The 24816-nt window shown below is 32.0% G+C and carries 24 protein-coding genes and 1 pseudogene; 11 read left to right on the top strand and 14 right to left on the bottom strand.

What is annotated here, in order from left to right:
* Positions 1 to 18: 18 nt before the first annotated feature.
* The 6 genes from PQF96_RS05980 (at position 19) to PQF96_RS05955 (ending at position 6731) form a co-directional block, all read left to right on the top strand.
* The gene (locus tag PQF96_RS05980; RefSeq protein ID WP_271765417.1) at positions 19 to 1800 is read left to right on the top strand and encodes a TonB-dependent receptor; all 1782 of its coding nucleotides are present in this window, start codon (positions 19 to 21) and stop codon (positions 1798 to 1800) included.
* Positions 1801 to 1952: 152 nt separating this feature from the next.
* Positions 1953 to 2765 carry a M23 family metallopeptidase gene (locus tag PQF96_RS05975; protein WP_143916431.1) on the top strand — a complete coding sequence of 271 codons (813 nt, stop codon included), beginning with the start codon at positions 1953 to 1955 and terminating at the stop codon, positions 2763 to 2765.
* 189 nt (positions 2766 to 2954) lie between these two features.
* Positions 2955 to 3257 (top strand): hypothetical protein, encoded by a 303-nt coding sequence (locus tag PQF96_RS05970; protein WP_109434821.1) that lies wholly within the window; start codon positions 2955 to 2957, stop codon positions 3255 to 3257.
* A gap of 120 nt (positions 3258 to 3377) precedes the next feature.
* Positions 3378 to 4295, top strand: a complete 918-nt coding sequence (locus PQF96_RS05965) for a hypothetical protein (RefSeq protein ID WP_271765416.1) — start codon at positions 3378 to 3380, stop codon at positions 4293 to 4295.
* 165 nt (positions 4296 to 4460) lie between these two features.
* Positions 4461 to 4772, top strand: coding sequence for a hypothetical protein (locus tag PQF96_RS05960; RefSeq protein ID WP_271765415.1), 312 nt, complete (start codon positions 4461 to 4463; stop codon positions 4770 to 4772).
* Between the two features lie 165 nt (positions 4773 to 4937).
* Positions 4938 to 6731: a DUF885 domain-containing protein gene (locus tag PQF96_RS05955; protein WP_271765414.1), complete on the top strand. Its 1794-nt coding sequence runs from the start codon at positions 4938 to 4940 to the stop codon at positions 6729 to 6731.
* Positions 6732 to 6790: 59 nt separating this feature from the next.
* On the opposite strand, the gene PQF96_RS05950 is transcribed toward PQF96_RS05955, so the two are convergent.
* Entirely contained in the window at positions 6791 to 7522 is a 732-nt protein-coding gene (locus PQF96_RS05950) for a hypothetical protein (protein ID WP_271765413.1), read from the bottom strand.
* Positions 7523 to 7934: 412 nt separating this feature from the next.
* Positions 7935 to 8453: a hypothetical protein gene (locus PQF96_RS05945; RefSeq protein ID WP_109434827.1), complete on the bottom strand. Its 519-nt coding sequence runs from the start codon at positions 8451 to 8453 to the stop codon at positions 7935 to 7937.
* 201 nt (positions 8454 to 8654) lie between these two features.
* Here PQF96_RS05945 and PQF96_RS05940 point away from each other — a divergent pair, with 201 nt between their 5' ends.
* Positions 8655 to 10280 (top strand): amidohydrolase, encoded by a 1626-nt coding sequence (locus PQF96_RS05940; protein ID WP_271765412.1) that lies wholly within the window; start codon positions 8655 to 8657, stop codon positions 10278 to 10280.
* Positions 10281 to 10437: 157 nt separating this feature from the next.
* On the opposite strand, the gene PQF96_RS05935 is transcribed toward PQF96_RS05940, so the two are convergent.
* A complete protein-coding gene (locus PQF96_RS05935) occupies positions 10438 to 11448 on the bottom strand; it encodes an SMP-30/gluconolactonase/LRE family protein (protein ID WP_271765411.1) in 1011 nt (336 codons plus the stop codon).
* A gap of 222 nt (positions 11449 to 11670) precedes the next feature.
* On the opposite strand from PQF96_RS05935, the gene PQF96_RS05930 reads away from it, so the two are divergent.
* Entirely contained in the window at positions 11671 to 12687 is a 1017-nt protein-coding gene (locus PQF96_RS05930) for a sensor histidine kinase (protein WP_271765410.1), read from the top strand.
* 58 nt (positions 12688 to 12745) lie between these two features.
* Positions 12746 to 13435 carry a LytR/AlgR family response regulator transcription factor gene (locus PQF96_RS05925; protein WP_271765409.1) on the top strand — a complete coding sequence of 230 codons (690 nt, stop codon included), beginning with the start codon at positions 12746 to 12748 and terminating at the stop codon, positions 13433 to 13435.
* A gap of 45 nt (positions 13436 to 13480) precedes the next feature.
* Here PQF96_RS05925 and PQF96_RS05920 read toward each other — a convergent pair whose 3' ends face one another.
* Positions 13481 to 14251: a hypothetical protein gene (locus PQF96_RS05920; protein ID WP_235010910.1), complete on the bottom strand. Its 771-nt coding sequence runs from the start codon at positions 14249 to 14251 to the stop codon at positions 13481 to 13483.
* A gap of 139 nt (positions 14252 to 14390) precedes the next feature.
* Positions 14391 to 15104 (bottom strand): class I SAM-dependent methyltransferase, encoded by a 714-nt coding sequence (locus PQF96_RS05915; protein WP_271765408.1) that lies wholly within the window; start codon positions 15102 to 15104, stop codon positions 14391 to 14393.
* A 61-nt stretch (positions 15105 to 15165) separates the two neighbouring features.
* Between PQF96_RS05915 and PQF96_RS05910 the strand changes: the two genes are divergently transcribed.
* Entirely contained in the window at positions 15166 to 15660 is a 495-nt protein-coding gene (locus PQF96_RS05910) for a YkgJ family cysteine cluster protein (RefSeq protein ID WP_109434833.1), read from the top strand.
* An 89-nt stretch (positions 15661 to 15749) separates the two neighbouring features.
* Here the strand turns inward: PQF96_RS05910 and PQF96_RS05905 are convergent, their stop codons facing one another.
* The 9 genes from PQF96_RS05905 to PQF96_RS05865 form a co-directional block, all read right to left on the bottom strand.
* Positions 15750 to 16433: a Lipl32 family lipoprotein gene (locus PQF96_RS05905; protein WP_109434834.1), complete on the bottom strand. Its 684-nt coding sequence runs from the start codon at positions 16431 to 16433 to the stop codon at positions 15750 to 15752.
* A gap of 323 nt (positions 16434 to 16756) precedes the next feature.
* Positions 16757 to 17836, bottom strand: coding sequence for a DUF6620 family protein (locus PQF96_RS05900; protein ID WP_109434835.1), 1080 nt, complete (start codon positions 17834 to 17836; stop codon positions 16757 to 16759).
* Between the two features lie 29 nt (positions 17837 to 17865).
* Entirely contained in the window at positions 17866 to 18915 is a 1050-nt protein-coding gene (locus PQF96_RS05895) for an SPFH domain-containing protein (RefSeq protein ID WP_109434836.1), read from the bottom strand.
* Positions 18916 to 18936: 21 nt separating this feature from the next.
* Positions 18937 to 19701, bottom strand: a complete 765-nt coding sequence (locus PQF96_RS05890) for a hypothetical protein (protein WP_271765407.1) — start codon at positions 19699 to 19701, stop codon at positions 18937 to 18939.
* Between the two features lie 26 nt (positions 19702 to 19727).
* Complete coding sequence (locus tag PQF96_RS05885) at positions 19728 to 19928, bottom strand: hypothetical protein (RefSeq protein ID WP_109434838.1); 201 nt, start codon at positions 19926 to 19928, stop codon at positions 19728 to 19730.
* A 110-nt stretch (positions 19929 to 20038) separates the two neighbouring features.
* Positions 20039 to 20722, bottom strand: a complete 684-nt coding sequence (locus tag PQF96_RS05880) for a Lipl32 family lipoprotein (RefSeq protein WP_271765406.1) — start codon at positions 20720 to 20722, stop codon at positions 20039 to 20041.
* A gap of 41 nt (positions 20723 to 20763) precedes the next feature.
* Positions 20764 to 21375, bottom strand: a complete 612-nt coding sequence (locus PQF96_RS05875) for an SIMPL domain-containing protein (RefSeq protein ID WP_109434840.1) — start codon at positions 21373 to 21375, stop codon at positions 20764 to 20766.
* 27 nt (positions 21376 to 21402) lie between these two features.
* Positions 21403 to 21747 (bottom strand): zinc-ribbon domain-containing protein, encoded by a 345-nt coding sequence (locus PQF96_RS05870; RefSeq protein ID WP_109434841.1) that lies wholly within the window; start codon positions 21745 to 21747, stop codon positions 21403 to 21405.
* A gap of 63 nt (positions 21748 to 21810) precedes the next feature.
* Positions 21811 to 22233 (bottom strand): hypothetical protein, encoded by a 423-nt coding sequence (locus tag PQF96_RS05865; protein WP_109434842.1) that lies wholly within the window; start codon positions 22231 to 22233, stop codon positions 21811 to 21813.
* A gap of 465 nt (positions 22234 to 22698) precedes the next feature.
* Between PQF96_RS05865 and PQF96_RS05860 the strand changes: the two are divergent.
* A pseudogene (locus PQF96_RS05860) lies at positions 22699 to 24816 on the top strand (hypothetical protein); the annotation flags it as partial.

Raw genomic sequence — 24816 nt, 5'->3', positions numbered from 1 at the left:
TTAAACGAGTTGTATCATATGCTTACATATTTTAAAAAAATGAATAGCCCTTGTAGTTTTTCAAAACCAATTGGGTCTGGAGTATTACTTCTTATAAGTACTTTTATAAGTACAGTAACTTTTTCACAGGAAAAAGAAAAAGAAACGCTTGAAACTGAAAGGGTAGTTATTGTTAAGGCATATACTCCAACAATTAGTGATGCGTTTAAAATTAAATCTACGCCAATTCTTAATGATTCGGTGACACAACAAAAAAAAGAAATTCGATATAGTATATTTTCGGTACCTGTAGCATCAACATATACTCCAGCCAAAGGTCGCGCAGCTAATATTGATAGACCTAAACCCATTGAGATCTATGATAATTATGCAACATTAGGATTTGGAAATTTCACATCGGTTCTTGCAGAATTTTATAGTAACTTTCAGATCAATAGATCAGATAATATAGGATTGTATTTGCATCATAATTCTTCACAAGGTGGTATTGAAGATGTGCAACTGGATGATAAGTTTTATAATACTTTTCTGGATCTTAATTATACTTCTCGAACAAGGGATTATACATACGGAATAGAAGTTGGAGTAGAACATCAGTTGTATAATTGGTATGGACTTCCAGAAATTCCTGAGCTAACGCAAGTACAAATTGATGCCATCGATCCACAACAAAGTTATTTTGGTGCCAAAATTGGAGGGAAGCTTCAATTTGATGATTTATATTTTAAGAAAGCATCATTAAATTATAGATTTTTTGGTGATGCTATAAGCTCTGTAGAACATCATGTCGTTGCAAAACCGACTTTTGAGTTTGAAATAGGAGATAATTTGATTACCACTAATTTTATTGTTGATTATCTAAGTGGTAATTTTGAGAGAGATCTTGACTTTGCTTCGCAAACTCCCAATAAATATGGTATTCTAAATTTGGGAGTAAATCCAAGCCTGGTGATTCTTAGGGATAATCTTACGGTAAACCTGGGAGCAGCTGTATATTACAGTATTGATACAGAAAATAGCGATAATGATTTCTTTATTTATCCAAAAGTTACTGCTTCTTATAGATTACTAGAGGAAGCTGTTATCGCGTATGGTGGTTTAGAAGGAGAATTAGAACAGAATAGCTATAGAGATGCAGTACAACAAAACCCTTTTGTTTCTCCTACATTAATTATAGAACCTACAAATACTTTATATGATGCATATATAGGATTAAAAGGAAAGATATCTGATGTAGTAAGTTATAATTTTAGAGGAAGTTATGTTTCTGAAGATGAAAAACCATTATTTGTAAACAATGCTAGACCAACATTACAACTAGAAGGTTTTGATTATGGAAATTCATTTTCGTATCGTTATGATGATATCAATACTCTAGTAGGATACGGGGAGTTAAATTTTGAAATTAATAAGAAATTTAAACTGGGAGCTTCTGCAGAATATTTTAATTATAGTACAGAAGACGAACAAGAAGCATGGAATTTACCTGAAATCAAAGCTTCAGTGCTTATGGATTATCAAATTAATAAACAATGGTATTTTGGAGCTCAACTATTTTATGTAGGTGAAAGAAAGGATATAAACAATCAAGTTATTGCTCTTCCTTCACTTCCAGAGTCTATAGTTACTTTGGATAGCTATTTTGATGCTAATGTTAATTTGGGGTATCGTTTAAGTGATCAGCTTTCATTTTTTGTAAAAGGAAATAATCTGGCTGGAGAGAATTATGAACGCTGGGTCAATTTCCCAGTTCAAGGGATACAGGTTTTAGGAGGAGTTACTTATAAGTTTAATTATTAGACTAGGTTTCTTAAAAACTAGATTTATTTTTTTTTGTAACTTATAGAGGTTATAGTACCCAATATAAAAGGGAAATATACTCGGTATAGTTTTTGGTACTAATTAAAATAAAAGTATAAAACCTCTAGACAATCATTAAAAACTAAAAAAATATGAAAACCAGTACTCTTCTTATTTTAAGTTTATTTTCGATATCTCTGTTTTCTCAGGATAACTTTAAACTTTATTATGAAGAAACTGAGAATGGTTTTGCTATCCTTGCAGATAATGATGAGTATAGTCCGGTTTCAGCTAAGATAGATTTCAGATTAGAGAATTTAAACTCTACTAATGGAAATAATAAGGTGTTTGTTGTGCCCGCAAAAACCAAGAAACACATCATTACAGATCTAACCGTAATTGATAGAAAAAAACGTATAAAATTAGGGTATGAGTCTACCTATAATCATGGGAATCATAACCTGAAGAAGTATGATACTAACTTTAAGTATTATTTACCGTTTCCAAAAGGAAAAGAATATTGGTTATCCCAAGGATATAATGGCGCTGTCTCCCACAAAAATGAAAATGCGCTAGATTTTAAAATGCCCGTAGGAACTAAAATATATGCCGCTAGAGATGGAGTTGTAGTAGATATAGAAGAAAGTTTTAGTAAAAGTTGTACAACATCAGAATGTGCAAAATATAATAATTTTATTCTTATATATCATAGTGATGGTACTTTTGCTGAATATACTCATATCAAAAAGAATGGAGCAGAAGTAAAGATTGGAGATCAAATAAAAATAGGTCAGTTTATAGGATATAGTGGAGATGTAGGTTGGGCTACCGGGCCACATTTGCATTTTATTGTATTTTTTCAAAGGTTAAAAGAAAGAGTAACGCTAAAAACAAAATTTCTTACAGGTAATGGTAAACAGGCAATTGCTCTTGTCGAAAAAGAAAAGTACACGCGTGGTTATTAACTCCTTTTTTTATTGAACCTCTTTTATAAATTGGATATAAGAAATTCCAACCCCTTTTTTCCTTATTAATAATCCCCTGTTTTCAGGGCACTAATTTTCATTGTTTATGGTGTTTGGTATACTTCCAAACGACTATATCTTGCACAGTATTAAGAATAATTCATTTTAACTTTTAATACGCAACTACAGATGAAAAAGATTAATATACATACGTACATTGTAACCTTTATTTTACTTTTTGTTTTAGCAGCAATCTGCAGCATATTAGGGAATGCCAATGATAGGGGAACACTAGTTTTTACTCCCACGACAGAGTTTTTAATGAAACTAAATACGATATTTAAATTACCTACAGATGCTATTGGATATTCTGGAGTTGTAAAAGGGATATATGGTCTAATAGGAGGACTAATTCTTAATGTTCTGTTATATTCGTTTGCATTTGAACGTTTTGTTTTTTGTTTGAAAAGTTTAAAAAGAAAATTGATTTAAAATCAAAAAATAGATTACCAACTTGACCAAAAACATTATCTTAGAATCGTTCAAATCATTGGTGTGATGCTGTGTGCTCTTGAAAAAAATACAAATACGTTAAAATTCATTTTATTTTTTTTGATACTAAGTAATTTTACTTTTGCTCAAGAAAATATTTCATTTAAAAAACTTATCTCCAAAACCAATAAATACCTCGAATTCTACGGGGAGATTTCAATTTATGGAAAAAATTCATATTCGTTTAATGAAATAGGGATATCTAAAAAAGATCAAAAAGACATACTTAAAAATAAAAAAGACTATGAATTTGTAGTCAGAGACTCCATTGGTAAATATGATTTAATTCTCTTTTTACAGAAAAAAATAATGTATAACTTAAATAGAGTTGTTACTAATGCCGAGTTTGGTAAAAATGATATTACTCAATTACTTAATTCATCTGAATTAGATATCATAAAATCAGATGATGGTAAACTTTATAATTTTTCTATTGATGAAAAAACAGGAGGTACATATAAAAGTAGAGTTTCATTGATGCACTATACAGAATTAAACAATAGTGTACAAAAAGAAGAAGATTCAATGAATGCCCAAAAATCAAAAGTTTATGAAGTTTTTGATGGTGATGGCTTTACTGGTATTTTTTCGATACCAACAACAGAGGGAACTAAATACGTGCTAACACAACAAGTCAGAGGATGCTCGTTTTGTTTTGTAACTAGTGCAATGTTGGTAAATTACAAAGACGGAATATTTCAACAAGACTTTTCATACTCTCTTGTTTTGAGGGATTGGGATGGAGGTGTTAAATATGAGCCTAAAACAAGAATGATATCGGTAGATTATAAAACAGATGACTTAACAACCGATTGTAATTGTAAAAATTACATTGAAAGTGAATCTAATAATAATGACCAAGACTATTTTCAAAATGTGAATCAATCAAATACTTTCAAATGTCAATGTGTTTTTATGTTTAACGGATTGAATTTTGAATTAGTAAAAGAGTGTAAGGAAAAAATAATTGAAGACTAGTTTTTAATGTATTGCTATATTCTTTTGCATTCGAGCATTTTGCTTTTTGTTTGAAGCGTTTAAAAAGTAAGTCAATTTAAAAGCATGATCAGAAACTAAACTGATATAGGATACCTGACTTTCTTTTTTAGAATTATATAGAGCATATCATAAATATTTAAGTTGATGACAAGAATTAATTTCCACATTTTTAGTCTATCAGTAATTGTACTTTCTGTTTTAATGACCTATAGTGTTATGGCTGAGTACGCCAGTGAAGAAGGTACACTAAGTTCTAATGCAACATCTATAGTTTTGAGAAAAACGTATACGGTGCTTATGTATCCAACACAAACATTGTTTAATTTGATTAGTGTCAAAGGACAAGGTTTTTCCATTTTTATTATTCGTTTTATTTTTAATATTTTATTATATGGATTAATAATAGAACGTCTCATTTTTTTATTTACTTTTTTAAAAAAGAGAAAGACTAAGTAATAACTAATAAAAAAGTAGAAAAAAGTTTAGAATATTAGATGTGTCTACAAATCTGATTTTTTTACAGATTAAGAGTGATTAACTTCATTATAGGTTCTATAAGAAACATTTCTTTTCTTGTGAATTTTCCTATCTTTCCTTCCTAAAACAAAAACACATCACATCATGATTAAAAAGACACTTGCCATGGTTTGTCTCACCTTGATTTTTACAGCTTGTAAAAATGAAACAACCACGACAAAAGAGCCCACAGAAGAAATTAATGTTAGCGCTAAATTTAATGAGATGCTGGACAACTACTATGAAGAAGGTTTACAGCTCAACCCTGTGCAAGCAACTTTTGCAGGAGATAATAGATTTAACGATCAATTCCCAAATCCTTTGGCCGACGAAACCGTAAATAAATCTAAAGCGTATTTTCAAAAATATAAAGAACAATTAGCACAGTTTGATGATGCTACATTATCTGAAAGCGAAAAAATGACCAAAGCAATTCTCAATTGGGAATGTGACATGAGTTTAGAGGCGTTTAATTTTAAACAAGACTATTTTCCAATAGATCAAATGTGGTCTATTAACCTTGTCGCTGGGCAGTTAGCTAGTGGTTCTAGTGCTCAGCCATTTAAAACTGTAGAAGATTATAACAATTGGTTAAAGCGTCTTGAAGGATATATTGCATGGATGACCTCGGCTGAAGCAAAAATGAAAGAGGGGATGACAGCAGGATATGTGTTGCCAAAATCTCTAATTGTAAAAGTACTTCCGCAATTAGAGGCATTGACTGTAGAAGATTTGGATAAACATCTTTTTTATACTCCCGTTAAAAATTTCCCCGAAGGTTTTACAGAGGAGGATAAAAAACAATTAACTGAAGCATATAGTAAAATGGTATCTGAGAAAATCATTCCCGCTTACAAAAGTTTACATCAATTTATGAGTACAACTTATATGGAAGCAGGAAGAACCAGTTCTGGGATTTCTGAAATCCCCAACGGAAAAGAATTTTATCAATATCAAATCAAGTTGTATACCACGACAACAATGACGGCTGATGCAATTCATGAATTAGGGCTTGCTGAAGTGGCAAGAATTTCTTCTGAAATGGAAAAAATCAAGGAAGAAGTAGGATATACAGGTGATCTAAAATCTTTCTTTGATCATGTACGTAATAAGAAAGAGTTAATGCCATTTACAGAACCTCAACAAGTTATAGATAATTTTAATGCGATTCATGATCGTATGAAACCACAAATTGAAAAATTATTTGATGTAAAACCAAAAACACCATTCGAAGTACGTCGCACAGAAGCATTTCGTGAAAATTCTGCAAGCGCAGAGTATAATCCAGGATCTTTGGATGGAACACGACCAGGTATTTTTTATACACCAATTCCCGAGGTAACAAAGTATAATACATATAGCGATGAGTCACTGTTTTTACATGAAGCTATTCCAGGACATCATTATCAGATTTCACTTACCCAGGAAAGTGAAGAATTACCAAAATTTAGAAAAACATTATGGTATAGTGGATACGGAGAAGGATGGGCGTTATATAGCGAATCTTTAGGTAAAGAACTTGGGTTGTATACAGATCCATATCAGTATTTTGGAATGTTAGGTGCAGAAATGCATCGCGCTATACGTTTGGTGGTAGATACTGGATTACATTCAAAAGGATGGACTCGCGAACAAGCAATACAATATTCGTTGGATAACGAGGCTGAATCAGAAGCTGGAATTACTTCAGAGATCGAACGTTATATGGCGAATCCCGGGCAAGCGCTGTCATATAAGATTGGTCAGTTAAAAATAAGAGAGTTAAGAGCTAATGCAGAAAAAGAATTAGGAGACAAATTCGATATTCGTCAATTTCATAATCAAGTATTAGAGACTGGGTGTGTTCCATTAGCATTGCTGGAAGATAAAATCAATACCTGGATTGCAAATAACAAGTAATTATTATTCTATATCGTTAAAAGAGGTTGTTTAAAAGCTTTTAAACAACCTCTTTTTTTTTATTTCTTTTTAAGCCACTGTTCAAAATATAAATTCTCAATTTTCTTTCGCAGTCCAGAGTTTATAATTTCTATGGGTTTTACATCTGAACTTAGATTTATCAAATACCATATTTTTTCATCATCGGGTTTAAATTCTAAATCAGAATTTGTATCTCGTATGGTTTCTATCATAATTTGATCACTTTTAGGTATTAGTGTATATGATATTAAGTCTTCGTTTTTAGGAGATAACCTTTTAAATTCAGTGCCGTCTGTCCTTGATATAAATAAATGTTCAGGATCATTATGATTAAGCTTTTTATCTTTATTATAATCAATATCTCCAATTTTATATAAAATACTTTTAGATAAGATTGCCCCGGTTTCTTTAATATTTACTATATAATCAGTAATCCTCATCTTAGATTCAGTTAATAGTCTAGTCTGATTAGAGTTTTTGTCATAAAAAAGAATATTCCAATATCTTGGATAATCTGCCCAGGAATATTCATCACCACTATATCTGCTAAATGTTTTTTTTCTTTCTGAATGTTGTGTAGTAATAGGTAATAAAACCTGAGAGGTGCTATCTATAAAAACAGGTTTGTCGTATTCAAATTTAAAATTGGTTAATATAGAATCAATCTGATGTTGAGTAAGGTTTTCATTTTCTATTATTTCAATCTTAGGATGATCTCTATCACAAGAATACATGATAATAATTAATAGTAAAAAGAGTAGTTTTTTCATGATTTAAAGTTTTACTAAAAGGTGTGAAAATTGTAAGATTTATTGTCCTAAATTTATTTCTTGATGATTAAGGAAATTAGACAACCAAAATAAAGAAAACCTATGACATTTTAATTGTACTTTTTATATTCATAGTAGTATATTATGATATACAAAAAACCGCCTTAAGACGGTTTTTATAGTAAAGTGGGTAGACACTATGACGATCACGCTACAGTTTCTTCTTCTATAGTGATATAAATGATAGCGCCAATACTAATATTGAGTGACAAACCTAAAGCAAATATTTTTTGAAAATTAGGGGATAACCTCCCTTTTTGTTAAGGGGTGTTTTTTGGAATTATACCCGTTGTTACTGCTGGGTATTGGTCAGATAGGAATAAAAATTTAATGAGGTGAAATCAAAAATGTATTATTGTAATTTAAAATAATGCTCAGATACAAAAGGACATTTTTCTACTTTTTCTATATTCATAGACCAGGTTACACTTGTTATTTTCCAGGAATTATTGACTAGCATGAGTGACCAGTACTCTGTACCCCAGTTTTGAACTGTAGAATTAACAGCCAAAGTATAATCAAAAGATATCGTTGCAAACTGATCTCTTACATCCATTTTGATATTATAGAATTTTTCTTCAGATCCATCTGCTAGATTGTTATAAAATGTTTTGTAATCACTAGAAGTAAAAACAAAATCAGGCATTTTCTTCGCTACCATTTCTTTTGATTTATTGGTGAAAATAGCAGCCCAGGTAATAGAATCATGTAAAAATAAATTAGAGAATTTTTCGAAATTATTGTGTTCTATAATTGAGGTTCTAAAATCCTCGATGACTTGTTCTAATTTATGATTAGTAACATCACTGCTTTGTGCATTTGAGAAAAATGATAAGAAAGTTAAGCCGATTACTATAATTTTAAATTTCATAGAAAATGTATTTGTTAAGATATATTTACGACGAATCCGTTTCAATTTTGTTACCAATACATTAGAATCTATGAAGCAGAAGTGACTGTTTTTTTAATAATCTAGATGTAATTATTTGATGTTTGAATTCTTATATTAAGAAAATCTTAACCACTTCACTACTAAGATATATTTACATTTAGGCCTTTAAACTCAACTATAATGAAAAAATTTCCTTTATTATTTATCATCGCACTATCTGTTGTTTCATGTCAACAACACAAAGAGAAAGTAGATTTACTTGTGCTAAATGCCAATGTATATACAGTCGATGATGCATATCCAAAAGCTGAAGCCTTTGTGATAAAAGATGGTAAATTCTTAGATGTTGGTAGTAATGATGAGTTGTTAAATGGATATGACGCAGGTGATACTTTGGATGCTAAAGGAAAAACAATTGTGCCAGGATTGATTGATGCTCATTGTCATTTTTATGGACTTGGATTACAACAACAAAAAGTTGACTTAGTTGGTACTAAAAGTTATAAGGAAGTATTGGATCGTATTGTTGGATTTCAAAAGGAAAAAAATGTGCCATTTATAACCGGAAGAGGTTGGGATCAAAATGATTGGGAGGTAAAAGAATTTCCAACAAAAGAAAAGTTAGATAGTTTGTTTCCTGATACCCCGGTGGCTATTACAAGGGTTGATGGTCATGCGATGATTGTAAATCAGAAAGCCTTAGATCTTGCCAAAATTACAATTGATACAAAGATAGAAGGTGGAGAAATTGTTCAAAAAGAAGGAAAACTCACAGGGGTACTTATTGATAACCCTATGGGATTGATTAGGTCGGTTATCCCTCAACCAACGATAAAGGAGCAGATACAAGCACTAAAGGATGCAGAAGCGATTAACTTTAGTTATGGATTGACTACAGTAGATGATGCTGGATTAAGCCCAGAAGTAATTGCTTTAATTGATAGTTTGCAAAAAAACGATGAGTTGAAGATTAGAATGTATACTATGGTGAGTAATGTGTCAGAATACGTAGATTATTATTTAGAAAAAGGAGTGTATAAAACAGATAAACTGAATGTTTCTTCTTTTAAGGTATACGCAGATGGAGCATTAGGATCTCGAGGGGCTACATTAAAAGAGCCATATTCAGATAAAGAAAACCATCATGGAGCAATGGTAATAGGGAATGCTGATTTTAAAACGTTAGCAAAACGACTAGCAGGATCTCCATTTCAGATGAATACACATGCTATTGGTGATTCTGCAAATGCAGTAGTGATGAAAACATATTATGAAGTATTACAGAATAAATCAGATAGAAGATGGCGTGTAGAGCATGCTCAGGTAGTAGCTCCAGAAGAATTTGATATTCTTAATGATAACTTGGTAATGAGTGTGCAACCCACCCATGCTACCAGTGATATGTATTGGGCTGATGAGCGATTAGGAGAAGATCGTATTAAAGGAGCATATGCATATAAAAAATTACTGGAAAAAACGGGTAAAGTTGCTTTAGGAACTGATTATCCTGTAGAACATGTAAGTCCTTTTTATACTTTTTATGCCGCAGTAGCACGAAAAGATTTAAAACAATATCCAGAAGGAGGCTTTCAAAAAGAAAATGCGCTTACAAGAGAAGAAACGCTAAAAGGGATGACTATTTGGGCAGCATATAGTAATTTTGAGGAATTAGAAAAAGGAAGTATAACCACAGGGAAATTTGCTGATTTTGTAATTCTTGAAGACAATATCATGGAAGTCGAAGAAGATCAAATTCCAAAAATAAAGGTAAAAACTACATATTTAGCAGGAAAGAAGGTATATTAATTTGTTGTACAAATCATAATATACTGATCAACATAAAATATTAAAAAAAATAGACCTCATTCGATTGTCTGTTCGATTTTTGATTGTTTTTTGATTGTTTTTGAAAGAGGCCTATTTAATTTTCTTTATCTATGTTTCGGTTTTAAGTGTTCTTTTATTAATTCTGATCATCCAATTTTACTTTTAGGATTGTAGGTTCGTATAATTTTTCCATAGGAAAAAGAGATCCATCTTTATTGAAACTTCCAAACTGAGCATTTGCGATATAGTACAACTCATCTTCTATCAAAACACCAGTTGATGGATTATTCATCATTGGATGATTATATTCTATTAGTATCGTTTTAATGATTGTATTCTGTTCTGTATTAAGTACTAATTTTCTAACCGAATTCTCATCAGGTTGAATACCAATTAGAGAGTTTTTATAAAAATATAGCCCATCAACGCTTTTTTCTTCTGTTACTTTAATACCTTCAAAACATTGTAATATTTCTTTTTTACCAGTTTTGATATGTACACGGGCAATTCCTTCAGTACAAGCAATAAACAAATATGTATTATCATTAGAAATCGTTATTCCATTAGGATATCTTAATTCAGAGAGGTCAGATAAGACTTTTAATCGACCTTCATCTTTTTGTATAGTATATAGTTTAGGTTTAGAAAACATATGGGTAGCATATATATTTCCAGATGCATCCAAAGTAATATCATTAAAGAAATGAACTTCTCCAGGGATATCTACCCAATATTTTTTAATAAGTTTCCCGGTTGTCAGGTCGTACTTAAAAATTCCAGAAGGGCGACCTTCTATCGTGTCGTTTTTGGTATATCCAATAAGGTTATTTCCTCCAGAACTACATACCCATAGATGTTTTCTTACCGGATCAACTTTCATCCCAATAATCATATGTAAACCATCTTGTTTAGGTTTTATAAAGTCCTGATATAGTCCATCTTTTGTTCGTTTTATAATTTTTCCTTTTCGGGTACTTCCAATATAAAAAGTTCCATCATTGTTGTCATATGCAACATTTTCGGGTAGCAAATCTTTTTCAGGAATTGTAAAAGCTATAAAACTTTTATTAAATTGTTCTATTGGTTCTTGAGCGATTCCTGAAAAACTAAATCCAGCAAAAAATAAGATGTAAATAACCTTCTTCATTGGTGTTCTTTTAAAAATGCGAATTACATAAAGTGTTTTCCAGCATAACTAATGTATTTCATAAAGAAATCGAAAAGATTAATTTTATATAAATCTTCATTTTTTTGATGTGTGCTTACTCTTTACTTATGTAAATTCATTACACATAAATAAATTATGGGTTTACATAAATTATAGGTTTAAGTGAGTGTCAAATCCGAAAATCCTATAGCTTTGTTATCAATGAAAATTAAAAGCATCTGGTTTCATATAGGATTTTGGATTATATATACTGCTATATTTACTGTAGTTGAAGCTAGTTATAAAGGAAAATATACAGAGGCATTAGCTTTTGAGCTTATGAATATGCCCATGCGGCTTATTGTTGTTTATTTTAATTACTTTGTTTTACTTCCTAGATTTTTATTGCAAGGAAAAACAGCAAAATATTTTACATATACACTATTAACATTAATTGTTGCAGGGTTTATCCAACGACTAGCCAATTACAAGATACTATCCATGTTTTACTCTGATTTGTATGATTTTGGAGTGTGGCTACCGTATAAATTTCTGCAGACTTCTATGATTATTGCGTCCCCTTTAATTCTCATTATTGGAATTTCTGTGATATGGAAGGTAGCAGAACTGCAAAAGCGAGCTAAAACCCTTGAAAACGAAAAATTACAATCAGAGTTAAAATACCTGAAATCGCAGATCAATCCTCATTTTCTTTTTAATACATTAAATAACATTTATGGATTGTCACTGGAAAACTCGAAAAAGACTCCTGAATTGATTCTCAAATTATCTGATTTTCTTAGTTTCTCTCTATATGAGAGTACTCAAAAATTTATTCTTTTAGAGAAGGAAATCAATTTATTAAATGATTTTATTGATCTTGAGAAATCTCGATTCGACGATAGAGTAGCAGTAGAAGTATCCATCCCAGAAAATATCAATCAGATATCTATACCTCCTTTGATTTTGGTACCATTTGTTGAAAATGCTTTCAAACATAGTTTAAAAAATGAAACAAGAATTGCCCATATATTTGTTAAATTAGAAGTTGTCGATGGTCAATTGATCTATGAGGTTAAAAATTCTAAACCGGATCAAACTATTGAGGATTCCTCTCCCAAAGGTATCGGATTAGAAAATATCAAGAAAAGATTAAATATTTTGTATGATGATCAATACGAATTGCAAATTGAAGATGAGGATAAATTATACTCTATTGTATTGAAAATTAATGTATAAAGATGTGATTGTGTTTGAAAAATAACTGTGAAATGACTCAGACTAATAAAATAAACAGATGAAACTTCAATGTATTATAGTAGATGACGAGCAGACTGCTAGAAATATTTTAAAAAAGTATATCGGTGATGTTTCAAACTTAGAACTAATTGCAGAATTTAAGAATGCCCTGGAGGTTCTTGATTATCTTCAGAATAATCCAGTAGACCTGGTTTTTCTGGATATAGAAATGCCTAAACTTTCTGGTTTGAACCTAGCAAAAATTATAGAAAATAAAGTCAAAATAGTTTTTACCACTGCACATCGAGAATTTGCTTTAGAGGGATTTGATCTTAGTGCTGTTGATTATTTATTAAAACCTTTTTCTTTTGACCGTTTTCTAAAAGCGATTCAGAAAATGACACCTCAATTTTCTAATATTGTTATTCCTCCTGTTACGGATCATATTTTTATCAAAGCTGATAAAAAAATGGTAAAAGTCAATTTTTCAGAATTACTTTATATCGAAGGTTTAAGTAACTATGTAAAAATTCATACTATAGAAGATACATTGGTTGTGTATGAAAAAATGAGCGATCTTATATTAAGGTTACCATCACAATCTTTTATGCGTATACATAAATCCTATATCGTAAATACCAGAAAAATAAAAACATATACAAAAGAGTATGTAGAAATTAAAAAAATGCATATTCCTATAAGTTTAACCTATAGAAATACTTTGTTGTCATTTTTAAGTGGTTCTTAATTGTCTTTACAAAAGGTGTATACGAATGATTTGGTTATATTCATTTTATCTTCCACCGTTAGCTTGTAAATCTGCAATGCATTGAGGGTCCAGTTCTGGAATTACATCTCCCATACCCATCATACCACTGCCAAATTGTATAGCCGCTTCCATTAGACAATTAGAAACATTACAGTGACCTTCAGCTTCTTCATCTTCATGTTGGGATTGTAAAGGACTTCCTAGGTCGACTAATCCCATTAGGTGAGCAAATTCATGATTAAGTGTAGCAATTTCTACTGTGCTAAGAGCAGGGGAGTTAGGCCTTGCGTTTAATGCCAGCAATGTACCTTGATAAATAACCATAGAAGTGTTGAGATAAGCAGAGCCCAAAGTTACTTGTTCAGTTGTGTCATCTTCTCTACTTCCATCTGCAAAATATACATATACAGTGATATTACCATCTTCATTGAATAATGTTCTGGTATCATTTTCTATTTCTGCAATTTCTTCGATAGTAAAAGGAGCTTTACCAGAAGAAGGAACAGAACGTTGAGTAATGGTAATTCCATCGGGCTTAAATAATCTTTCCTGCAAAAAATCTCTAAATCCATTTACAGCAGTAGCTGATGGTTCAAACCCTTGTACAGATACCATTTCTATAGTGATACTGGTAAAATTTGTAGCGCTTAGAAGGTCATTCGCAGAACTACCAAGTGGTTGTTTATTGTTTACCTGTAAGGCATTAGTTGAAGGAGTATTATCATCATCATTAGAACACCCAATGAGAATAAATGAAGAGATCAATAAGTAGGTTAAAAATTTTGTTATTTGCACAGGAGTATTTTTAAGGATTAGTTAGTGTTGGTAAATAAACGAATTTACACAGTATCTTATTTTTACTTTAACATTGTTTTTGTATGTACTTCTGTGCTACAAAGATTGTACCATCAATTTTAGTGTAAGAAGTATTTTTTTAAATTGCTAAAGTAAGTCTGGCTAAGTAGTCGTTGTTTTCTCCTTCAAATAACAATTCGGTTAAAAAACCATTAGTATTAGCTGCATTTTGTAATGTATTATAGTCAATATATAACCAGTCAAATTTTTCTGATTCTTGATTTTTATATTGTAATGAGTACCTCATTTCGCCATAATATCCAGCAGATGCATCTACCCAAAAACCCCCATCATCATCTTGAAAAAGATATGAAATGTCTGAAGAATCCATAAGAATTTGCCCACCAGGAATTAAGAGTCTTTTTATATGTGTGAAGAACATATCAATATTACTCAAAGTACCTATAATGCCACTCCCATTCATTAAGAATAGTATAGTGTCAAATGATGTGTGATTATATTGAAAAATATCCTGAGTCAGCGCATTTTGAATCCCTCTTTTTTTACAGATTTCTACGGCACCTTCCGAAATATCAATTGCAGTCACATAGAGTTTTTTTTTGTCCTGAAGAAATAGACTATGACTACCTGCACCGCATCCAACATCAAGTACTTTTCCGTAAGAAATATCTAATGCTTTTTGTTCTATTTTAGGCATTTCTGGATAAGATCTGAAAAGATAAGGTATAGGTATATGATCATCATCAAAATCATCAGCTTTCACGACAATATCTTCTGTATATTCCTTATTATAAAAATCTTTGATAGCCTTTCCAAAGACATCTGTATTCATCCTTTTTGGGTTTATGATTTTGATGGTTATGATTAGTGCTTAAAAATCTTATTTTTGCAGTATGCAAGAATTTATAGATCAATTACCACGACTGGCCAAAGATAAACATAACGAGAATAAAAAGTTCTTTGCTAAACTTAAAAAAAAACCGCCCAAAAAGTTGGATCATATCATGCAGGATTTGCACGACGAAGAGTTTAGTGTTACCGACTGTTTGTCTTGCGGAAATTGTTGTAAAACTACCGGGCCATTGTTTACAGATAAAGATGTAGAACGAATTGCAAAATTCTTAAAGATGAAACCCAGGCAATTTGAAGAACAATACTTGCAAATAGATGAGGATGGAGATTTGATTTTACAAGGAACGCCTTGTACTTTTCTTGGAGCAGATAATTATTGTAGTATTTATGAAGTAAGGCCAAAAGCTTGCCGTGAATATCCTCATACAGATCGTAAAAAATTTCAGCAAATATCCAATTTAACACTAAAGAATGTGGCTATATGTCCTGCAGCATTTAATATTGTCGAAAAGATGAAAGCCAGGTTACCTTTGTAAATATTATTACAAAACAAATCTCCCTATATTTTCTTTTATAGAAAACATAGGGAGATTGTATTTATCGTGTGTCTGTTATTTAGAACTTATTATAGTCCTTTTTTTAAATCTTCAATAGTTTTAGCCATTACTACTCCAGGTAATTTTATTGGAGCTGCAACTTGTGCTAAAAATGTACCTTTTACTTCACCAGTTTTGTATGTAGTAAAACCAATACGGTATAACCCAACAGTTAATGCTTTAAGAGGATCACTTACTTCACTTTTATATCTTAATAGTGAGTTGTATTTACTTCCACTAGGTTGTTTTGGCATTTCACTACTATCATCATTACGTTCTAAGGTAGTCCAATTTGCATTTTTTGCACCTTCTTCTGTAATATTATCTTTACTAATAATATCAGAACGCTCTAATGTAATATATGTATCAAAGAAATCTTTAGATCCAGCATTTTCTGTATACGCAGCAGATGAAGTAGCTCCCTTTACTTTAGTTTTACCTACAGGAGACATCATTCTTACTCCTAGTTCTGGTGCTACAGCAGGTATCCATACATAGATATAATAAAATTTCTTCCCATCTTTTACTTCATCTTCGTTACCAGGAGCTGCATATCCCATGTAAGATACAATATCAGTATATGGTACTTTTATAGTTTTAGGACCTATTTTTTTTTCAGTTAAACCACCAAATTTACCAAGTTTTTGAGCTTGAGTCTCGACAGATGTTCCCAAAGCAAAGATGGCTAGTAGAATTAAGATTTTTGTTTTCATAATAATTGATTTAGTTATAGTTATTAATGATTAGTTGGTTAGACACACGCATTATTTCTATTTAATATTTTGTTAAATATATTGAAATAATTATTTACGCAAATATGAACTTTTCTAACGAGAATGATACTCATAATGAAATATTATATTTTTAATCAATTTAAGATTTTGATTTTCAGTGATTTGCATCGATGTTTCTCAAAAGTTTAATGTGTGTTTGTAATTTGTTTTTGATGTATAGAACAAGATGACCCGGTTTCACAGTATTCGTAGTGTAGTGTTATGGGGATTCAACAAACCCCGGGTCATCTTTTAAATTGATTTTAGAAATCTATATCATCACCTGCTTTTGCCGATGCAAATTCTGCATTGTATTTCTCCATAAGTTCACCCATTTGGAGTGCCATACGTGTATCTGTAGCCATTTTTGGAGACCAGTGCGCCCCTACAGAACTCCAATCGGTAACTGTAAGCCCATATTCTTGTAAAATTGAAGCAGCATCTTTTCCTTGTGTAGCTCCCATGTTTTGATGACACATAATTTTGATATATAGCTCAAAATCTTCCATTACTTCATTTAAACCACCACTACCATTAGAGCTGCTTGATGCTGAACCTTGATTAGTTTCTTCACTTGCAAATTTTCCAATATTTGAATTCATAAATGCATCACCATACACCTTTGATATTGCAAATGTAGTATCTTGGGACATTCTTGCCGTCCACTCTGCAGAGACTTCATCCCAGATAGGTTTTTCGGTTCCAACTACTTTTAGTACTTCTTCTAGATCCATACCTCCTGCAATCTTCGCATTAGCAGCAGCCCAGGTTTCCATATCAATCCCCGAAATAGGATCTAATAAACCACCTGCTTCTGCCGCTTCTACATGAGCATCCATTTGAGCATCTAATTTAGCTTTTTGTTCTTTTAAGAAATCATCTGCAGCATCATATGCTTTCTCTTCTGCATCATCTAATAAAGCTATTCCCCATAAAAAATGTTTTTCATCAGAGAATCCATATTCATTGATCTGATCATTAAACTCTTCTGCATTATTGTCTTTGAGGTCTTTAATATCGTTTAGTATATCTGTAGCATCATCATGAGAAAGTTCACGAACTTGCTCAGGCATTACAAATTTATTTACATATCCGTACCTTCTTATGCCAGAAGGAAATTGATTATTAAGGTCAACCCAATGAGGCTCGTTTAAATTTGGTTTAAATGGCCAGACATCATAGTTCTCGTTAGTATCAAGATCCTGAAAAGAAAGATCTGCACATGGCCATGTAGTATAATCATAACTATGCCAATCCATGCGATCTAGTACTAATAAATAGTCTCTATATTCATCTTTGTTTTTTCCTGAAACATTTTGATATAATTCATTTATAGTGCTCATAGTCTTTAATTTTTAAGATTGATTTTGTATTAAAATTGAGATAATATTTCTTGTTTTTTTTGTTTGTACTCCTGCTCATCGATAAATCCAGCATCAAACATTTTTTTTAATTTTTCTAATTTTTGCATTGGATCATCATTTTGTGGAGGAGTGTTTTGTTGTTGTGGAGATTGTTGTTGCGAAGCCTGCTGTCCTTGGTTTTGGTTATTCTGATTATTCATCATGTTCCCTAACATTTGCCCCATTCCTAATCCAGCTCCCATTTGCATACCAATGTTACCTCCTCCTTCATTTTTTGCCATATTTTTTAAGGCTTCAAGTTGTTGATAATCTTGATAACTAACGCCTAACTCTTTCATTGCTTGAGCTTCTGCACTCATATCTGCAATTCTTCCTATTCTAGTTTTGGTTTCTTCGTCAAAACTGGTGCCTTCTATTCTAAAATCAAGCAATTCAAATCCAAGCTCGTCAAAAATCTGAGTGCATGAATTCTTAGAAAATGATGCAATTTCATTACGATGTTTATCAATTTCTGTATAACTAAAAGAAGCATTGGCAAGAAAATCACTTATTGGCTGAGTAATTCTGGATAAGATAACTTTTTGTATGGCCTTTACAGGATAATAATCATCACCAGCGATCACATTTCTAAAAAAATCAACAGGTTTTGTGATTTTAAAAGAGAAATTTCCAAAGGCGCCAAGTCCCACAGGAAAATTATAAACAGGATCTTTATATGTAATTGGAGAAGGAGTTCCCCAACGTATATTTTGCATTTCAGCCTTTCTGTAAAAGAAGATACCTACTTTATGAGCAGATTCAAACTTGTACATAATGTTTTTGATCGTTGTCCAAAAAGGAATATTTCCTGTTTTAAGGTCATATAGGCCCTCTTCTTCAAAAAAGCCTTCCACTTTTCCTTCGTATACAAAAAGACACCCTTGCCCTGGACCTACAATCAACTTTGATGCGTTTTTTATTTCATCTCCGTCTTCTGTCCATTTTTCAAAAAGAGTTTCAGGTTTTGGATCTTGCCATTCGATTACCGAACGTAATTGATTACTAAATGAATTTGACATAGCTGTTCCTTTTTAGAATTACTAATAGTTAGTTAAAAATGCTGTTTTAGCTTTAAAATCTTTTTCGTAGCGATCTTTATAATCTGGGATAATTTCAATTCTTTTTTTAAGATAAGTCTCTACATATTTTTGATATATAGCATCTAATTCTTCTTTTTTGTGGATTTCTTTACTTTTAAGATAATTTTGAAACTTAAGCTCCTCGTGGTGTAGGTAATGTTCTAGTGCAGCTTCTTCACCTAAAGCATGAACAGCAAAATGTTCTATATTTCTAGCTTTGGTTCCAGGTTCAAAAGTGTTTACAGTCTGACAATACTCACATGTACTGTAATAGGATCTAAAAAAATTATCTTTTACAGGAAGTTTTGCCTGACATTGTGTACAACAAAAATCTTTGGATAATGTATCTTTTACTTCCTGAACTAATTTTTTTGCTGCATCTGCAAAAATTTTAACTTCGTATGATTTTAGTTTTTGTTCCAAATCAAATCTGGTGTGGAACCCTTTGTCTCTTTCTTTATTAAATTGATCTGAACCAAAATCGACACCTGCGTTTTCAAAAGCTTCTTCAACTTTTTCATCCCAGGTATCATCTATTTTATAAATCAAATCACTAGCTTGAGAATAAATTCCTTGCCAGGCATTACTAAAGGTAGTGGTCTCAAAATCTGTAGCTTCGAATAATACAGGTAATGCAGCTTCGGTTTTTTCTAGTACTTCTTGAAATCGTTCTTTAATTTTTTTGAGAAAACCATCCCATCTATTTTGTGTTTCAGTGAAAGACATAGTTGTAAGGAGTTGTTAGTTGTATTTTAATAGAATTGACCTCCGCAGAAATCACAATACTGAAGATCTGTATCATCAGGTCTGGCTGCTCCGCAACCTTTACATTTCTTAGTTTCCAGACCAGCATTTGTTTCTTCATATTTTTTGGTAGAAGAGATTGCATTGGCTAGAATATCATCCAAAAGATTTTTTTCTTTTTTTGGTTTTTCGTTATCGTTTTCTTGCATTTCGAATCGTGGGTTTTAGAAAAAAAAGAATTTGACAAAAGTGGTTATCCCCATATTTTTGTATTAAAAAATATAGGAATAACCATTGGGATTAATATTCCAATTTTATATTATAACCCTTTTTTTAAGTCTGCAATAGTCTTTGCCATAACTACTCCAGGAAGTTTTATCGGAGCTGCAACTTCAGCTAAGAATGTACCTTTTACTTCACCAGTCTTATAGGTTGTAAAACCAATACGGTATAATCCAACAGTTAATGCTTTAAGAGGATCGCTTACTTCACTTTTATATCTTAATAATGAGTTGTATCCGCTTCCGCTTGGTTGCTTAGGCATTTCACCACTATCGTCATTACGTTCCAGGGTTACCCAGTTAGCAGCTTTTGCAGCCTCTTCGCTAATGTTATCTTTACTTATAATATCAGAACGTTCTAGAGTAATGTAAGTATCAAAATAATCACTAGAACCAGCATTTTCTGTATATGCTGCAGATTTTGTAGCCTTTTTGATTTTGGTTTTACCAACAGGAGACATCATTCTTACTCCTAGTTCTGGAGCAACAGCAGGTATCCAAACATAGATGTAATAAAATTTCTTTCCGTCTTTTACTTCATCTTCATTTCCAGGAGCAGCATATCCCATATAGGATACGACATCTGTATATGGTACTTTTATAGTTTTAGGACCAATCTTTTTTTCAATAGAACTACCAAATTTCTTTAGTTTTTGTGCGTTAGCGTTAAAAGTGCTTCCAAAAGCTAGTATTGCTGCTACAATTAGAATTTTTGTTTTCATTTTTTGGTTTTTATGATTTATTAAATGTGTTTAAAAGTTTTTTACTCTATGGTAAAGGTTACCGTTACAAGATGTTTTTGAATTTCGTCTGGCTTGTACATGTTTATGTATTGTGCTTTGGTATCAGAATTCACAACCTTTGTGATTTCACCTAATTTTTTACCAAGTCCTTCGGCTGCTTTTTGCGCCTTTGTTTTAGCATCTTCTACAGCAGTAAGGGTTAAGTCAGCCCATTCTTTATTTGTTTTTTCCTTTGCATCTGCTTGTACTTGTACTACAGTTAAACCGTTCATTTTCTGTTTGATAATTTTCATTATCTCTTCTTCAGAAGTTGAGGTGTAATTGTAGTATGCAACATCATTTACTTCTGAGTAAGATGCATACAATTGATAAAGAATATTTTTGCTGTATTTGCTAAAATCAACACCTATAGCTTTTAATTTGTCACTATACATTTGTTGTACCTCTGCCAAACTTTTGGGTTCTAGCTGCTGGTACCCATCTGCAACGATTTGTTTTAATGAAATAGTGAGAAAATAACTGCTAACTTCTACTTGCTTATTAGCTTCTCCAACTACGGTTAATGTTTTACCATTTTCTTGTGCTATACTTGGTGTAATAGCTAATAGTAGTATAAAAACGAGTTTTTTCATGATAAAAAGATTTTGATACACTTATTTTTATTTACCCAGTAGAGGTAGTATGGCAATTAGCATAACGGCTGCTGCAAAAATGATCAAGCCTATAAAGTGATACCAAGGAGTTTTGATGTGGTTATTTTTGAAATCAGTAAAACTTGTTATCAACTCTTGGTTTTGAATTTCTCTTTTTTCAAAAGCACCTTTACAATGACCACAGACGGTGTATACTTTTTTTCCGATAGGAAAGAATGGTATCCAAAATACGTGGAAGTATTTTTTATACCCTTGTATCCACATATTATTTTGTGTATTACAATGCGGGCAACTTCCTCCTTCTAATTGTTTAGGTTGTATTGTAGAAGAACCTGTTCCGAATATGATCATGATGTATTACTTTATAGGTTTAGATACTTGTTATTCTAGAATTTTAATTTTGGTTACTTTCAATTATATAAAGAATAAGAAAGAAGCAACGATCATCCAACAACCAACTATGATTCCTAAGATTCCTAGTTTACCTTGTTTTGGAGCTAATTTTTCTCTAAGCTGATTAGCTTTTTCTTTAGCTGCCTCGTTTTTGGATAAAAAGAGTTTATTGATTAGACCAAAACCTAACATAAATCCTAAAATAGCTTCGATAATGTTTCCAGCTAATAGCGTTATCCACCAGATAGGATATGTTGTAAGCCATCCTAGGTTAAGAACTGCAGAGATAATTCCCCACACTCCCCAGAAACAGAATACAAGTCCGATCCAGCCTTGATAAGGTTCGATTTTTTCTAATAGTTCTTTTGCATTTGGTTTTTTAGATAGCAATAATGATGGTACTGCTATAATACTCAATAGAATTAAAGTGATTCCCCAAGTCATAATTTTAGTTTTTAAGGGTTAGTACTTGTTTTTTACTTTATATGTTTTTTAAAATGCCTCTATATCTATTATTTGTATATATCAAGATGTGATATAGAGACTAAAAAATCACAGTACAAAGATGAGATAGAAGCATGGTGAGGAAAACACCTTTTCTAGTGAAAAACAATACCCTGAAAACAGGGGGGTATGTTGAATGGGTATCTAATTTTAAATTCTACTAATACTGATAATCATGAATAGTTTTATTCTAAATAAACTGTTTTTTTTTAAGTATTAAATGATTTTGAGTATGATCTATAAAAGGAAGTAGTAATTAATGTAAGAATTGAAGAGGTGTTTTGTTTTGAAATTAAAAACCCCCTGAAAACAGGGGGGTGTATATTATGGTAAAACCCCATTTATGGTGATAGATGTCGATAAGATCATGAATAGTTTTGTGGCAAACGAATTATTTTTTGAAGTATGGGAAGTATAAAAGGAAATATTCAGATAGTTAAGCTTATAATGTTAATTATTGCATTTAATTTAACTTATAGTGGTGTCAAAGCTCAACAGCTTTATCCAGCAAGTTTTGATGTGGGTACTTTAAATGGTACAAATGGATTTAGAATACCAGGGATTAATCCAGCATCTCAGTTTGGAGCAGAAACCAAATTTATAGGAGATATCAATAATGATGGTTTGGAGGATATTGCTATTACTGTAAGTCGCGCTGAACGCAGAGGGGTAATCGGTGCGGGAGTAGCATATGTTATTTTTGGTTCAGATACAGGGTTTCCAGCTTCAGTTGATGTTACTGCTCTTAACGGCACAAATGGTTTCGTTTTTGAAGGAATTGTTGAAACTGAAGCAATTGGATTGGTAATAGAAGGAGTTGGAGATATTAATGGGGATACTATTGATGATGTTATCATTGGAGCAAGTAGATTTTCTGAAGGAACTATTGTTTTGTATGGTAAAGATACAGCGTTTAATGCGGTTATGAATAGGAATGATATCAATGTTTCTACCGGATTTGTTATCGCCACAACTAGTATTTCAACCCAAGTAAATGACATTGGTTCTTTGGGAGATGTAAATGGAGATGGCCATAATGATTTTATACTAGGAAAAGGAATTGGAGGAGATACCTGGATCTTTTTTGGGCGTGATTCCAATTTTCCGGTAAGTGTTGATGCATCTTGGTTAGACGGTACAAATGGTTTTAGAACTTCTAGATATAATAGTTCAAGGGCAGGATATTTAGTAGGAGGGGCTGGAGATATCAATCAAGATGGCTTTAATGATATCATAATAGGAGAATGGTCTCGGAGTGGGACTCTGGGAACTGGAGGACAAAGGACACGTTTACTTTATGGTCGAGCATCTTTTGATCCATTGGTAGATTTGGAAGCTCTTGATGGTACAAATGGTTTTACTATTGATAATTCTGGAGGTGGTTTTTTAGTATTTACAGGGACTTTGGGAGATATTAATGATGATGGAGTCGATGATTTTTTCTCAGAACAAAGTGCAGTTTTTGGTAAAAGACGAACTGATCCACCTTTTCCTTCTCATATACCATTAAGTAGTATTGAAGATAATACTCTTGGGTTTAGAATCCCTGGATTTTTGACTTCGGCTTCAATAGGTGATGTAAATCAGGATGGAATTAATGACTTTATTGCTTGTTATGGAGGAAGAGGGTCAGACCGTGATGCCTATGTCATATTTGGAAGTACTACTGGATTTCCTGATCCTATAGATGAAAGTACTCTTGATGGAACTAATGGATTTGTTATTCCTGGTTTTAGAGTATCTAATATAGGAAGGCCCATAAGTGGTGATGGTGATGTTAATGGGGACGGGATTGCTGACTTTATTATAGGGAGCCCAGGTGAAATACCGGAAGGAAGTACAGAACGAACAGGAGAGGCCTATGTTGTTTTTGGAGGAGATCATTATGCTATACCATTAAATACTGGGTACCCTCAAGCAATTGATGAGACTTTATCAGGATTTACATTGGTTGTTAATGGACCAGAAACAGGAATAATACACTATGCCATTTATCCAGGTAATTTTTCTGGAACTCCAGATCATGACGATATTCTAAATGGAACTGGAGCAACTACTAACGATAATTTTTTAATGGACTTGGCTAATTCTGATATTGAGGAAATTATCTCTTCTCTTATGTCTGATACGGTTTATGATGTATATTTATTTCTAGAAGACGGAGTTGGTAATCAAGGGGAAATTTATCATATAGATAATGTAAGAACACTCAGTCCTTCCTCTTCAGTAAATCTTTCGGTTTCACCAAATACAGGTACAGAAGCTGCAGGTACAGTAATCACGGTTACGGCTACTTCTTCGACAGCTGTAGTGGGTGATCAAACTATTGATCTTGCTACTACAGGAACTGGAATTACAGCCACAGATTTTACTTTAAGTGGTACTACGATTACTATTGCTGATGGTATGACCACAGGTACTGTAACTTTTACTATTGTTGATGATACTGATGTAGAAGGTACAGAAACGGCAACACTAACGATTAGTACCCCATCATCAGGTATTACTCTTGGAACGATTACA

The sequence above is a fragment of the Aquimarina algiphila genome, assembly GCF_947494415.1.
In the GTDB taxonomy this organism is placed as follows: domain Bacteria; phylum Bacteroidota; class Bacteroidia; order Flavobacteriales; family Flavobacteriaceae; genus Aquimarina; species Aquimarina algiphila.
Note: the sequence above shows the minus strand (reverse complement) of the source record. Positions and strands in the feature narration are given on the sequence as shown.